At 74.9% G+C, this 13,834-nt stretch carries 9 protein-coding genes; 4 read left to right on the top strand and 5 right to left on the bottom strand.

Features of this window, described 5'->3' with window-relative positions:
• The first annotated feature begins 4 nt into the window (after positions 1 to 4).
• From ACWCXH_RS15635 to ACWCXH_RS15625, 3 genes are all read left to right on the top strand, one after another.
• Entirely contained in the window at positions 5 to 3,784 is a 3,780-nt protein-coding gene (locus ACWCXH_RS15635) for a vWA domain-containing protein (RefSeq protein WP_449801965.1), read from the top strand.
• The gene (locus tag ACWCXH_RS15630) at positions 3,781 to 5,724 is read left to right on the top strand and encodes a hypothetical protein (RefSeq protein ID WP_449801964.1); all 1,944 of its coding nucleotides are present in this window, start codon (positions 3,781 to 3,783) and stop codon (positions 5,722 to 5,724) included. Before ACWCXH_RS15635 ends, ACWCXH_RS15630 begins: the two co-directional genes overlap by 4 nt.
• A gap of 224 nt (positions 5,725 to 5,948) precedes the next feature.
• On the top strand, positions 5,949 to 6,419 hold the full coding sequence (locus ACWCXH_RS15625) for a MarR family winged helix-turn-helix transcriptional regulator (RefSeq protein WP_449801963.1): 471 nt from the start codon (positions 5,949 to 5,951) through the stop codon (positions 6,417 to 6,419).
• A 42-nt stretch (positions 6,420 to 6,461) separates the two neighbouring features.
• On the opposite strand, the gene ACWCXH_RS15620 is transcribed toward ACWCXH_RS15625, so the two are convergent.
• The 5 genes from ACWCXH_RS15620 to ACWCXH_RS15600 form a co-directional block, all read right to left on the bottom strand.
• Complete coding sequence (locus ACWCXH_RS15620) at positions 6,462 to 7,034, bottom strand: GTP-binding protein (RefSeq protein ID WP_449801962.1); 573 nt, start codon at positions 7,032 to 7,034, stop codon at positions 6,462 to 6,464.
• A gap of 53 nt (positions 7,035 to 7,087) precedes the next feature.
• Positions 7,088 to 7,468 (bottom strand): DUF742 domain-containing protein, encoded by a 381-nt coding sequence (locus ACWCXH_RS15615; RefSeq protein WP_449801961.1) that lies wholly within the window; start codon positions 7,466 to 7,468, stop codon positions 7,088 to 7,090.
• Entirely contained in the window at positions 7,465 to 7,896 is a 432-nt protein-coding gene (locus ACWCXH_RS15610; RefSeq protein WP_449801960.1) for a roadblock/LC7 domain-containing protein, read from the bottom strand. The genes ACWCXH_RS15615 and ACWCXH_RS15610 overlap by 4 nt, the downstream gene beginning before the upstream one ends.
• Positions 7,896 to 9,959 carry a sensor histidine kinase gene (locus ACWCXH_RS15605; protein WP_449801959.1) on the bottom strand — a complete coding sequence of 688 codons (2,064 nt, stop codon included), beginning with the start codon at positions 9,957 to 9,959 and terminating at the stop codon, positions 7,896 to 7,898. Before ACWCXH_RS15605 ends, ACWCXH_RS15610 begins: the two co-directional genes overlap by 1 nt.
• A gap of 585 nt (positions 9,960 to 10,544) precedes the next feature.
• Positions 10,545 to 11,819 (bottom strand): acyl-CoA dehydrogenase family protein, encoded by a 1,275-nt coding sequence (locus ACWCXH_RS15600; protein ID WP_449801958.1) that lies wholly within the window; start codon positions 11,817 to 11,819, stop codon positions 10,545 to 10,547.
• A gap of 436 nt (positions 11,820 to 12,255) precedes the next feature.
• Between ACWCXH_RS15600 and ACWCXH_RS15595 the strand changes: the two genes are divergently transcribed.
• On the top strand, positions 12,256 to 13,311 hold the full coding sequence (locus tag ACWCXH_RS15595; RefSeq protein WP_449801957.1) for a GAF domain-containing protein: 1,056 nt from the start codon (positions 12,256 to 12,258) through the stop codon (positions 13,309 to 13,311).
• Positions 13,312 to 13,834 lie beyond the last annotated feature (523 nt).

Here is a 13,834-nt window from a genome sequence, read left to right as displayed (position 1 = left end):
GGCCATGAGCAGCGCGGTGATGCCCGAAACCCCCGCCGGTGCCGGCGACTTCGACGGTCCCGGCGACCCCCGCCGGGCCGTCCAGGAGGCGGCGGCCCGCCTGGCCGCCGCCGGCACCGAACGGCCCGGGCCCTACCTGATCGGCGTGCGGCACCACGCGCCGTCCCTCAGCGCGGTCGTCCCCGCGCTGCTCGACGCCGCCCGGCCCGAGGCGGTGCTGGTCGAACTCCCGGCCGAGTTCCAGCCCTGGCTCGGCCACCTCGCGGACGAGGCCACCGAGGCCCCGGTCGCCCTCGCGGCTGCCCCGGCCGACCCGTCCGCCCCGGCCGACCCGTCCGCCGAGACCGCGGACGGGCTCGCCTTCTACCCGTTCGCCGACTTCTCCCCGGAACTCGCCGCCCTGCGCTGGGCCCGGCGCAACGGCGTCGAGGCCATCGCGTGCGACCTGCCGCTCGCCCACCGTGCCTCGGCACGCCGGTCCGAGGCCGGGCGCGACGTCGAACCCGGAGTCACCGACGCCCTGCGCCGGCGGCTCACCGGCCGCGACGGCGACGGCGACCTGTGGGACCGCCTCGTCGAGACCGCCGCCCCCGGCTCCACCCCGGAGGCCGTCCGCCGGGCCGCCCTGCTGGTCGGCTGGGCCATGCGCCGCGACGCCGAGACCGGGCCCGGCGTCGACCCGTACGACCTGCGGCGCGAGGCCTGGATGCGCACCCGGATCGCGGCGGCCAGGGCCGGCGGGCGGCGCGTCGCCGCCGTGATCGGCGCCTTCCACGCACCGGCGCTGCTCGACGGGCCGCACGCCACCGAGGAGTTGCCCGCCGCTGACACCCCCTCCCACGTCGTCTCCCTCATCCCGTACACCTACCCGCTCCTCGACGCCCGCTCCGGCTACCCGGCCGGCATCCGCGACCCCGAGTGGCAGCACACCGTCCTCGACGCGGACGGCGACCCGGACCGCCTCGCCGACGCCCTCACCACCACCGCCGTCCGCATCACCGAGGCCCTGCGCACCCAGGACCACCCCTGCGGCCCCGCCGACGCCCGCGAGATCGTCCGCCTCACCGGCGACCTGGCCCGCCTGCGCGGCCTCGCCGCCCCCGGCCGCGGCGAACTCGTCGAAGCCGTCCAGACCGTCCTCGCCCAGGGCGAACCCCTCGGCCGCGGCCGGGCCGTCGCCCGCGCCCTCGAACACGTCCTCGTCGGCACCCGCACGGGCCGCGCCACCCCCGCCGCACCGCGCAGCGGCCTCGCCCCCGCCGTCGAAACCCTCGTCGCGGCACTCGGCCTGCCCGGCCCCACCGACCCGGGTCCGCGCGAGCTGCGCCTCGACCCGCTGCGCAGCGCCCTCGACCGCCGCCGCGGGATCCTCCTGCACCGCCTCACCGCCTGCGGCGTCCCCTACGCCGACCCGGTCGACACGACGGGCCCGGACGGCACCGAAACCCTCGGCACCCGCTGGCGCCTCCACTGGACCCCGGCCACCGCCGCGATGCTCACCGTCGCCGGCACCCGCGGCGTCACCCCCGCACAAGCAGCCGAAGGCACCCTCCGCGACCGCCTCCGCCGCGAACAGCAAGCCGACGGTCCCACCCCGCACGACGTCATCCAGGGCTTCACCGAAGCCGCCGCCTGCGCCCTCCCCACCCTCACCGGCACCCGCCTCACCCAACTCGCCACCACCCTCCCCACATCCGGCACCCTCCCCGACCTCCTCGACGCCCTCACCACCCTGGACCGGCTGGCCGCCGGCCACTTCCCCGTCGCCCTCCCCCCGGCGGGCGACCGGTCCGGGCCCGCGGGGGAGCCCGCAACGGAGGCCTCACGACCGGCGACCGCCGGCGTGTCGCAGCCCGACGCCCACGCCTCGGGCCGTCTCCAGCTCGGGGGCACCGCGATTCCTGCTTCCGCCGACGGCCGTCGGCCGGGCAACACCTCGACCGAGACCGGCGCCCCCGGCAGCCTCCACACCTCGTCGGCTGCCGTCAGCGGGCTCCTGATCGCCGCTGCCGTCCGGCAGTTGGAGGGGCTGAGCGGCTCGGACGATCCGGCGGACGCGCGGGCGCTGGTGGAGCTGGCGCGGCGGGCGGACCTCGACGGCGGGGTGCGGCTCGCGTACGTGCTGCGCGAACTCGCCCACAGCGGAAGCCCGTTGGTGCGAGGCGCCGCCGGGGCCGTCCGGGTGCTGCTCGGGCAGGAGCCGGCCGTCGAGCTCGGCCGCCGGGCCGCGTCGTGGGTCGACGGGGCGACCGGGCCGCAGGCCCGCCACGCCCTCGGGCGGGCGCTGGCCGGGCTGTTGACGGCCGCCGAGGGGCTCTTCGCCACCGCGCCCGAGGCGCTCGAACCCGTCCTGGAACGGATCGTCTCCCTGCCCGACGAAGCCTTCCTCGACCGACTGCCCGCCCTGCGCGGCGGCTTCGACACGCTCAGCCCCGCCGCCCGCGACCGGCTGCTGGCGCTCGTCGAGGAGCGCCTCGGCACGCGCCTCGCCGCGCTGCCCGACACCGTCCCGCCCGCCGTCCTCGCGAGCTGGGCCCGAGCCGACCTCGCCGCCCGCACCGCACTCGGCGAACTCGGCCTGCTCCCGGCAGCGGCAACCCCACCGGTGGTCACCCCGACCGCCACCCCGGAGCCCCCGCTGCCCATCCCCGTCCCCACCCCCGCGGTCGACCACGCCCTCGCCCCCGCCGAGCGCTGGCGCCTGCTCCTCGGCCGCCCCGGCAATGCCGCTCGCACCGCCCGCTGCACCCGACTCGCCAGCGCCCTCGACGAGTTGTACGGCACCGGCCGCGGCGAGGGCGCCGGCCCCGACCTGGACGCGCGGAACCGCCGGGGCGGACGCGAGGCCCCCTACCCCGGCGTCCGCGAGTGGGCCGAGGAACTCGCGGCGCTGTTCGGCCCGGGCATCCGGGAGGAGGTCCTGGCGGCGGCCGTCGCCCAGGGCCGCACGGACGCCCTGGAGGCGCTCGACCCGGACGCCGTCCGCCCGTCCGTCGAGCTGCTGCGCACTGTCCTGGACCACGCCGGCGGCCTGCCGGAGGCCCGCGTGGCCGGCCTGCGCCCGCTGGTGCGGCGCCTGGTGGACGAGCTCACCCGCGAACTGGCCACGCGACTGCGCCCGGCGCTGACCGGCATCAGCGTGCCGCGCCCGAGCCGCCGCCCGGGCGGCGGGCTGGACCTCGACCGGACGATCCGCGCGAACCTCGCCACCGGCCGCCCGTCCCCGGACGGCGGCACCGTGATCGTGCCCGAGCGGCCGGTGTTCCGGACGCGGGCGCGGAAGTCGGCGGACTGGCGGCTGATCCTGGTGGTGGACGTCTCCGGTTCGATGGAGGCGTCGACGCTCTGGGCGGCGCTCACCGCCTCGATCCTGGCCGGGGTGCCCTCCCTGAGTACGCACTTCGTCGCGTTCTCCACCGAGATCGTCGATCTGACCGAGCGTGTGGAGGACCCGCTGAGCCTGCTGTTGGAGGTGCGGATCGGCGGCGGCACGAACATCGCGGCCGGCCTGCGCCACGCGCGGGGACTGGTGACGGTGCCGTCGCGCACGCTGGTCGCCGTGATCAGCGACTTCGAGGAGGGCGGCCCGATCGGCGCGTTGCTCGCGCAGACCCGGGCGCTCGTCGACTCCGGCGTGCACGTGCTCGGCTGCGCCGCACTGGACGACACGGGCACGGCCCGGTATTCGACGGCGGTCGCGGGCCAACTGGTGGCGGCCGGCATGCCGGTGGCGGCGCTGAGCCCGCTCGAACTGGCCCGCTGGGTGGGGGAGAAGGTGCGATGACGACACGGTCCATCAGTTGGCCGTCCGTGCGGCCGGAGGTGGTCGCCGAGGTGGTGGCCGCCCTGAGCGCCCGGCTGCAGAAGCGGCTGGACGGCGCGGCGGAGAAGCTGGCGGAGCGTCCGATGACGCGCTCCGGCGACGAGTGGCGGGTGGAGGTGGACGAGGAGACCGTGCTCGTCCTGCGCGCCCCGGGCGGGGTGCTCGCCGGTCCGTCCGACGTGCACTGCGGCTGCCTGCTCGCCCCGGCGTGCGTGCACCGGGCGGCGGCGGTCTCGCTCTGCCCGCTGGCCGATGCCACGGCCGAGCCCGAGCCGACCGAGCCGACCGCGTCGACGGCGCCGGCCGCACCGACCATGCCGACGGCGTCGACGGCGCCCTCCGAACCCGCCGCCCCCACCGAACAGGTGGCGGACGGCGACGCCCTCACCCCGGCGGAGCACTCCGCCGCCCGCCACCTCCACCGTGCCGCGTCCACCGTCCTGGCGGCGGGCGTGAGCGGGGCGGGAGCCGTGGCGCAGGCGGAGCTGCTGCGGGCGGCCCACGGGGCCCGCGTGGCGGGACTGTACCGCCCGGCCGCGGCGGCGGTCGCCGTGGCGACGCGACTGCGCGCGGCCCGCTCCGGTGCGCCGGACCACCGCCTCGCCGACCTCGTCGCCGACCTGCGCGAGCTCCTCACCCTCACCCACCGCCTCACCGCGGGCCCGGGCTCCGGCCACGCACGAGGCCCGGTCGCGGAGCTGCGCGGCACCGCCCGCCAGGCGTACCGCGACGCAGGTGCGCTGCGGCTCCACGGGCTGTTCGCCGAGCCGGTGCTGACGGCCACGCACGCGGGCGTTCTCAGCTGGGCGGTGGACGCGGACGGCCGGCTCAGCACCGTCGCCGAGGTGCTGCCGTACACGGACCCGGATTCGGACGCGGCCGCCGCGGAGGCCGTCGGGGCTGGCAACCGGGCGGTCCGGCTGGGCGACGCCTCGCTGAGCCACCGTGAGTTCACGCGCGCCGGGCTGGCCGTCCAGGGCGCCACCAGGTCGGCGAGCGGACGGCTCGGAGCGGGCGCCGCCGTCCGTGCGGTCCGGACCACGGGCGCGGCGTGGACGGCGGAGCCGGCCGCCGCCCTCTGGGCCGAACCGGTGGCCGCCCAGGTGGAGCGGGCACTCGCGGCACAGGCCCTGCCCTACGAGACCCGCCCGGCCGGGAGCGACCTCCTGTTCCTGGACGTCACCCTGCTGGGCCCGACAACCGCCGGCTCCGCCGCCGACGCCTCCCGCACGGACGCTCCCGGCGCAGCACCGCGCCTCCTGGCACGCTGCGGCGAGGACGGCCCGGTGGTCGCCCTGCGCGCAGCCCACGACCACCCGGGGCTCGCCCACCGCGCGAACCTGGCACTGCTCGCCGCCGCCCCCGGCCTGCGACTGCGCGTGATCGGCCGCCTGGAGCGCGCGGCCCGCCCCGAACTGCGCCTGCTCGCGATCGGCACACCCGCGGTCGGCACAGCCGCCGACACCCCGACCCTCACCCTGCCCGCCGACCGGGCCGGCCGCGTCAACCTCGGCCTCGAACGCCTCCAGGCCGCCGACGTCACCGCGGCCACCGCCACCCCCGACATCCCGTCCGCCCATCCCCTCGATCCACCCGTACACCTGCTCACCCGCCGGATCGAGCAGGCCGTCACGTCCGGCCGCAACGCCCTCGCCCCGAGCCCGGGCACGACCGCCGCCGACGGCGCCCGACTGCGCGAGGCCGGGCTGGCCACCGCCGCCGACCTCCTCGACGCACTGCGCGCCGCCGCGGCCGACCACCGCCGCGACGTCTTCGGCCGGGTGATCCCCGACGACCACGGCGCCTTCACCACCGCCTGGCTAGCCGCCGCCCGCTACGCCGAGTCCCTCGCCACCGCCCTCTGCCTCGCCGCCTGGAACCCGCCCGAGGCACACACATGACAAGTCCACCCACCCGCCCCGCCCGCATCTTCCGTACGCCTCGCACCGCCTGCGGCTCCCGGCCCTCCCGGCCCTCCCGCGACTCCCGGCCGGCCTGTGGCTCCTGCGTGTCCCGAATCGTCCGCGCCGGACATATAAGGGCAGGTAATTGCGCAGAGGGATAATCCGCGTCAGCTGCCATACTTGAACGAAGGAGACCGAACCGCGCGAGAGGGAGTCGAGCCATGGGGATCCGCGATGATGCCGCCGAGATCCGGGCCGGCGGCTGGCGCACGCTCGCCGCGCTGCACGGGTTGATCGACACGGCGCTGGAGAAGGCGCTCCAGGCGGGGCACCGGCTCTCGGTGGTCGAGTACACGGTGCTGGACGCGCTGTCGCGCCAGGACGGCTGGCACATGCGGATGCAGCAACTGGCCCGGGCGGCGGCGTTGAGCAGCAGCGCGACCACCCGACTGGTGACGCGCCTGGAGGACCGCGGGCTGCTCAGCCGCTATCTGTGCCCGGACGATCGCCGCGGGATCTACACCGAGTTGACGCCGGAGGGCCGGGAGCTGCTGACCGCCGCTCGCCCGGTGCACGACGCGACCCTGGAGGCGACGTTGGCGCAGGCGGCCGAGGTCCCGGAGCTGGCCCCGCTGGTCCGTGCACTCGCGGGCCTGGAGTCGTCCGGGCTCACGCCCTCTGCGCGCGCCTGATCGGGCAAGGACGCGGCCCGGGCGCCGACGCACCCGGAGCCGTCACCGCCGACCGGCGAGGGCGTCCTGGCGGACGCGGTCGAGCAGGGCGAGCAGCAGTTCCTTGCTGGACGCCCGTTCCCGGACGTCGCAGAGGACGACCGGCACCTCGGGGCCGAGGTCGAGGGCGTGGCGGACGTCCTCCGGGGTGGCCTCGCGGCGCCCGTGGAAGCAGTTGACGCCGATCGCGAACGGGATGCCCCGCTGCTCGAAGAAGTCGACCGCGGCGAAGCTGGTTTCGAGCCGCCGGGTGTCGGCGAGGACGATCGCGCCGAGGGCGCCGAGTGCGAGGTCGTCCCACATGAACCAGAACCGGAACTGCCCGGGCGTGCCGAAGAGGTAGAGCACCAGGTCGTCGCGGACGGTGATGCGCCCGAAGTCCATGGCCACGGTGGTGGTGGACTTGTCCTGGACGCCTTCCAGGCTGTCGACCCCGATGCTGGCGCGGGTCATCCGCTCCTCGGTCTGCAGGGGTTCGATCTCGCTGACCGAGCCGACCATGGTGGTCTTGCCGACGCCGAAGCCGCCGGCGACGAGGATCTTCACCGCGCCCGGAACGAGGCTCTGGGGCGTCAATTCGGCCTCCTGGGAGGGGAGTGGGAGTTGCGGGGTGAGGGGCCGCCGCCGGTTCAGAGCCGGCGGACCCCCTCGATCACGGCCTGGATCAGCGAGATGTCCGGTGCCTCGGCGAGCTGGACCGGGGCACGGGTGAGGATCAGCCGGGCCTCGGCCAGGTCGTCGAGGAGCACCTTGACCACGCTCACCGGGAGGTCGAGCGCGGCCGCGATCTCGGCCACGGCCAGCGGCCGTTCGCGGCACAGGTCGAGGATCGCGGCCGGTTCGGGGGGCAGCCGGCTGGTGTCGGTGCGGGGGTCGGCGGTGACCACGAGGGTGATCAGCGCGAAGCCGTCACGGACCGGGCCGGTGCGCCCGTTGGTGATCGCGTAGGGACGGACCAGATGGCCTGCGTCCTTGTCGAAGAACCAGGCCTCGTCGGCGTCGGCGGTCACGCACCGCCACCCGCGCCGACCTGGCCGGCGTCGCTGCGCGGCGCCGCGGTGAGGTACTGGCCGACCTGCTTGACCAGCATGTTGATCTCGTAGGCCATCAGCCCGGCGTCGACCTGCTCGCTGGTGAGCACGGCGAGGCGGGCTCCCTGCCCGGCCGTGGTGACGAACAGGAACAGCTGGTCCATCTCGATCACGGTCTGCCGGACCCGTCCGCCGTTGAACCGGTGGCCGGCGCCGCGGGCGAGGCTCTGCAGGCCGGAGGCGACGGCGGACAGGTGCTCGGCGTCGGCCCGGTCGAGGCCCTGGGACATGCCGACCAGCAGGCCGTCCTCGGAGAGGACGATGGCGTGCCGGGTCTCGGGTACCCGCGCCACCAGCTGGTCCAGCAGCCAGTTGAGGTCGCGCTGGGTGTCGGTGTGCTGCGTCATCACTGCTGTTCCTTGACTTCCTTGGCGGCGGGAGGCGCGGCTGGTGCGGAGGGTGTGGCGGGTGCGTTCGGCGCGTCCGGTTCGGGTTCGGCCGCTCGGGCGGTCCGGGTGCCGCGCTGGATGGCGGCCATGGTGGCGCGGGAGCGCTGCGGCGACGGGCCGTCGGCCTCACCGCGAACGCCGCCATCGCGAGCGCCGCCATCGCGAGCGCCATCACCGCGAGTGCCGTCGCCGTACCCGGTGTCGCCGTAAGCGCCGTAAGTGTCGTATTCGCCGTACCGGGGACCGGCCGGAGCGCCAGGGCGGGCGATTCCCGAGACGCCGCCGGGCGCGTTGGACTCCCGCAACTGCTCGGCGAGGCTGGCGTTGCGGACTCGCTGCGGCAGGACGCGCGGGGTGCGGAGCTCGCCGTCCGCGCCGCGCTCCAGGGGAGTCTCCTCCGCGCGCTCGTGGGTGGGCGCGGTCCGGTCGGCGGTCACGGTGCCGAGGTCGGTCTCGACCGCACTACCCCCGTCCCCCCGGCCACCGACGCCACCGAGGTTCTCGGCGAGGTTCTCGGCCATGTCGTCGTACGGGCGCGGGTAGACGGGTCGGGGGACGACGACGGCGCCGGGCAGGCCGGGTATCGAGGAGCCCACCGGCAGGCCGCCGTTGGCGGGCGGAGCGGCCTGCGCGTCGTCCCTGCCACCGTCCACGGGGTACTGGGCGAGGAGCTCGCTGATGACCGAGCCGGAGCCACCCGCGGCCGACACCACCGGAGGAGCCGCAGGCACCGGCGGAGCCGGGGGCAGCGCAGGAGCCTCGGGAACGACCGGAGCCGCACGCTCCACAGCACCCGAACCAGCACCCGAACCAGCCCCCGCAGCCTCCTCGCCGACCGGAAGGGCACCAAGTGCCTCCGCCAACTCCCCGTCCACCACGACGAGATCGTCCGCCGACGCCGGACGCGGCCCCGGCGCGGGCGTGCGCGTGACGCGCGCACCGGACGGCAGCCCGGGCACCGCGGCCGGCTGCTCGGCCTTCTCCAGCAGTACCGCCGGCACCAGCACCACGGCCCGGGTGCCGCCGTACGGCGAGGGCCGCAGGGTCACCTGGATCTCGTGCCGGGCGGCCAGGCGCGCGACGACGAACAGGCCGAGCCGCAGGTCGTCGCCGAGCGCGGAGACGTCCAGCTCGGGCGGGTTGGCGAGGTAGTCGTTGAGCCGCTCGTACTCCTCCTCGCTCATGCCGAGGCCGCGGTCCTCGACCTCGACCGCGAGCCCCTTCGGGACCTCCTGCGCGGAGACCTGCACCTGGGTGTACGGCGGGGAGAAGGTGGTGCCGTTCTCGATCAGCTCGGCGACGAGGTGGATGACGTCGGCGACGGCCTGCCCACTGAGCGAGGCGCGCGGCACGCCCTGGACGACGACGCGCGAGTAGTTCTCGGTCTCCGACACGGCGCTGCGCAGCACGTTGACGACGGGCACGGCGTTGCGCCAGCGCCGGGCGGGCAGCGCGCCGCCGAGGATGACCAGGTTCTCGGCGTTGCGCCGCATCCGGGTGGCGAGGTGGTCGACGGCGAACAGCTCGCGCAGCAGGTCGGGTTCCTCGTGCTCGCGCTCCAGCGCGTCCAGCATGCTGATCTGCCGGTGGATCAGGATCTGGGTGCGACGGGCGATGTTGAGGAAGACCTTCTTCGTGCCCTCACGGCCCTGGGCCTGGTGGACGATGGCGGCGACGGCGGCCTGGCGGACGGCGGCCAGGCCGTCGGCGATCTGCTGCGCCTCGTCGCCGGCCCGCCGGGACGGGGACCAGGTGGGTGGCACGGGCACGGGCTCGCCGGTGCGCAGCCGTCCGACGACGGCGGGCAGTTCCTGCTGGGCGAGGGCGAAGGTGTCGGCGCGGAGCCCGGTGAGGCGGGCCGACAGCGTGCGGGCCGTGCGGATGCCGTGGACCAGGCTGACCAGCAGGACCAGCGCGACGACGGCGGTGCCGGCGATGAGGGCGGTGTTCTGCCCGGCGTCGCGCAGCAGGTAGGCGGCGTAGCCCCAGGCGGCGGCGAGGCCCAGGCTGGGGACCAGCACGAGAACGAGGAGCGAGCTGCGAAGGGAGCCGGACCGGCCGGCGCGGTGGCCCGTGCGGGGGGCCGATATGCCTGGCATCTGATTCCTTGTTGCTGGGCCGGACGGCGGGTGTGGCCCGCGCGCGGTCCGGCCGGGGCTTCAGGGCGCCACGGCCGGGGGTGCCGGACGGGGGTGACGTGGTGTCAGTGTCCGGGCGGGGTGCAGCACGGCCGCCGACGGCAGGAACGCTACCAGCCCCAGGTGCCCTCGCCGCAACATCAACTGACGATATGTAAACAGCTCGTGGCGGTCGCGGAGTTCACTCGCCGAATTGTGCGACGACGGATCGTCGCAGGTGGAACGGCTTTGCCGGAAGCGGCGACGGCTCCCCGGGAGGTCGGGGGAGCCTCCCGGAGAGCCGTCAGGAACAGGTCAAACGTCGGTATGCCGAAGGGTCGGCAGCCGAGCGGCCAAGAGGCGAGCGGCCGAGAGTCGAGCGGCCGATTGCCGAGCGGCCGAGAGTCGGGCGGGCCGTGCGGACCGGCGAACAGGGGTGGTCGGTCCGATCAAGGCCGCCGGGGCTGTCGTCTGCGCTCCGCCGACCCGCTACCCCGCCAGCGGCATCGTGATCACCTCGCCACCGCGGCGCTCGGCCTCCTCCAGCTGGGCCTCCCGCTGCGCCAGTTCTGTCCACGCCCAGCTGGCCGGCCCGGACAGCTCCGCCGACCACTGCTTGCCGTACGTGCCCGAGGCGATCTGCCCGAGCCGCAGCCGCTGGATGTCCGAGGTGCCGGCCGGCGGGTAGACGTGGGTGGCGTCCCGCTGGTAGCGCTCGATGTTGAAGTCGGCGTGCAGGCCGCGGGCGGCGTGGATCTCCATGGCGTTGCGCGCCGAGTCGAGCGCGTACTCGGTGTTGATGAGCTTGGCGTTCATCAGCTCGGCGTCGCAGGCCTTGCCGTGGTCGAGCAGGTGGGAGGCGTGGTAGGCGGCGAGCTTGGCGGTCATCAGCCGGGACTGCATCTCGCCGAGCTTCAGCGCGATGTTGGGCAGCTGGTTCAGCGGCTTGCCGTACAGCATCCGCTCCTCGGCGAAGCGCGCGGTGTCCTCGACGATCGCGACGTGGATGCCGAGCGCGACGGCGGCGAGGTTGAGCCGCCCGTACAGCGTGGAGGAGGAGTAGGCGACGTCCAGGCCCTGGCCCTCGCGGCCGAGCCGGTTGGTCACCGGGACGCGGCAGTTCTCGAAGATGATCTCGCCGAAGCTGAAGCCGTGCAGCCCGCTCTGCGAACCGAGCGTGCCGGTGCGAAAGCCCGGGCGGTCGCTCTCGACGAGGAACGCGGACAGTCCCCGGCTGCCCTGGTCGGTGCGCAGGACGACGCCGTGCACGTCGCCGATGTGGGAGTTGCCCACGAACCACTTGCGCCCGTTGAGGACGTACTCGTCGCCCTCGCGGCGCGCGGTGCCCGCCATGCCGAGCACGTGGCCGCCGGACTCCGGCTCGGTGACGGCGATGGTGGGCAGCGACTCTCCGGAGGCGAACTTCGGGAGCCACTTGCGCCGTTGGGCGTCGGAGCCGTAGTGGAGGACCTTGGCGACGCCGAGCTGCGAGGCCTGTGCCATGGCGCCCATCGCGCCGCTGACGCGGGCCAACTCCTCGACGATGACCGTCTTGGCGAGGTGCCCGAGCCCCAGCCCGCCGAACACGTGCGGGATGGTCACGCCGATCCAGCCCCGGCGGGCGATCTCGCGCGAGAGCTCGAACTCCACCTGCCGGTCGGCCTCCATTCTGGCCACGTGCGGACGTATCTCCTTCTCCGCGAACTCGCGCACCTCCGCCCGGAGGCTCTCGTGACGCTCGTCGGTGAAGTAGTCCATGGTCATGCCGGGGTCCTCTCGTTTCGCGGGTGTCGTGCCCTCCGTCCGTGCCGTCGATGCCGCGCCGGCCGCCGCTGCGATGGGGTGTGGGGTGTGGGGTGGCGGCCGGTTGCCCCGTGTGCCCCCGTGCAACCGGTGCATGCGGAACTCCGGCCGGGCTCCCCGAGGGTTGGGGCTACCGTCCGTGTCTTCGGCAGGGCTCATTGTCATATGGGCATAAGGGCATCACCCAGAGCCGATCTTGGATTGGCGCGAAAAGGATCATCCGATATTCGTTTGGTTTTGCGGCGCCGTCGGATGGGAAGTGATCTTCGTCCATGCGGCAACCTGCTGAGCGGCCGTTCACATGCGGCTTTGACTGTCCATCAGCAACCACAAGGACCCGTCTCGGGGGCGCCGAACCCCCCGGATGTCTGATTACATGTGCGCCATGACTGATGTGATGAGCACTCAAGGCCAGTTCCCGGGTGCCGCCGGCGAGTCCGAGCGCACCCGCAGACTGCGCACCCTCGGTCTCAACGAACCCTCCGCGGACGAGGCCTTCGACCGCTTCGCCCACCTGGCGGCCAGCATCACCCGCGCCCCCATCGCGATGGTCAACTTCATCAACGACGAGCGCCAGATGTTCCGGGGGCTCTACATTCCGCCAAACTCCTCCGAAACCGCGTCCGACGACGGCGCGTCCTGGGCCGACCGGGGCATCGCCTTCGACCTCCCCACGCGCGAGATGCCGCTGAGCCACGGCTTCTGCCCCCACGTCGTGGCCCAGCGCTCCCCGCTCGCCCTCGACGACATCCTCGCCTACCCCCGCTTCGCCGGGAACCCGGTCGTCGACGAACTCGGCGTGCGGGCCTACCTCGGTGCCCCGCTCGTCGACGACACCAACACCGTCATCGGCACCGTCTGCGTCCTCGACCGCGAGCCCCGCCAGTGGGGCCGCGAGCGGCTGCGCGACATCCAGCACCTCGCCGAGGCGCTGCTCTCCGAGATCCGGCTGCGCGACACCCTGCTCGCCCAGCAGCAGGAGATGTTCGCCGCCTTCGACGGCTCGCCGTTCCCGATCATGCTCACCGACGGCCCCGGCCAGGAGATCCGCTACGCCAACGCCCAGCACGCCGAGACCTTCGGCGCCCCGGTGGCCTACGGCATGATCGGCGCGGCCTACCCGCAGCTCGGCGCGGCCGGCCTCCAGCAGGCCGTCGCCGAGGCCTACCACACCGGGCGCGCCACCGTCCTGGGCGACGTCCGGATCCAGTCAAGCCGTCCCGACAGCCAGCGCGGGCAGCAGATCTTCAGCTTCACCTGCACCCCGCTGCGCACCGCCCGCACCGGCCAGATCAACGGTGTCCTCACCGTCGGCATGGACGTCACCGCGCAGTCCCGCACCGAGGAGGAACTCGGCACGCTGGCCGCCCTGCTGGTCGACCGGCTCCAGCAGAGCGGATCCGCCGGCCGCCCGGGCATCGCCGGGGAGAGCGGAATGGTCCTGCCGGGCTGAGCGGCCGGCCGGCCGCTCGCGGCACCACCCACCCCACCAGCCCGCACCCGGCTGCGCGGTCGGACGTCCGGCTGGACGGACGCCCGGACGCACGACCGGACACCACGACGCACCACGCGTCACGAACGGCGGGACCACCGAGGCCGTCGAGGTCCTCGCGATCGCCGAGACCGTCGAGACCGGGCAGACCGCCGGCACCGCCGAGACCGTCCAGTGTGGCGGGGCGCCTCTCACCCCCGAGGAGAGGCTCCCCGCCACACTGCCGTCGCGATGGCCCCTCGGAAACGGCGAGCCGTCATTCGACACGGCAGGTCGAAAGGGGGCCCGGGCCGAAGCGAACGGCAGTCCCGCAGCTCCGGCAGAGCGATGGCGCCCGAGCCGCGCGGAGCGGCCGCCGCGCCCATGCGGGTGAACCAGCCGCCCTCGTTCAGCAGCCGCGCCCCGCCTCACGGCCGCCGATGGTAGGCATGGGCCGCGTGACTCCTCCCCAACGGCCGAAGCCGGGGGGCTTCAAGCCAGCCAA

The sequence above is a fragment of the Kitasatospora sp. NPDC001660 genome, from assembly GCF_053596725.1.
The sequence above is the reverse complement of the archived record's forward strand: the minus strand, read 5'-3'. Positions and strand labels throughout refer to the sequence as shown.

Coding starts and splice junctions, on each gene's coding strand:
- ACWCXH_RS15635 (WP_449801965.1), top strand. CDS start 5: ATGAGCAGCGCGGTGATGCCCGAAACCCCCGCCGGTGCCGGCGACTTC.
- ACWCXH_RS15630 (WP_449801964.1), top strand. CDS start 3,781: ATGACGACACGGTCCATCAGTTGGCCGTCCGTGCGGCCGGAGGTGGTC.
- ACWCXH_RS15625 (WP_449801963.1), top strand. CDS start 5,949: ATGGGGATCCGCGATGATGCCGCCGAGATCCGGGCCGGCGGCTGGCGC.
- ACWCXH_RS15610 (WP_449801960.1), bottom strand. CDS start 7,896: ATGACGCAGCACACCGACACCCAGCGCGACCTCAACTGGCTGCTGGAC.
- ACWCXH_RS15600 (WP_449801958.1), bottom strand. CDS start 11,819: ATGACCATGGACTACTTCACCGACGAGCGTCACGAGAGCCTCCGGGCG.
- ACWCXH_RS15595 (WP_449801957.1), top strand. CDS start 12,256: ATGAGCACTCAAGGCCAGTTCCCGGGTGCCGCCGGCGAGTCCGAGCGC.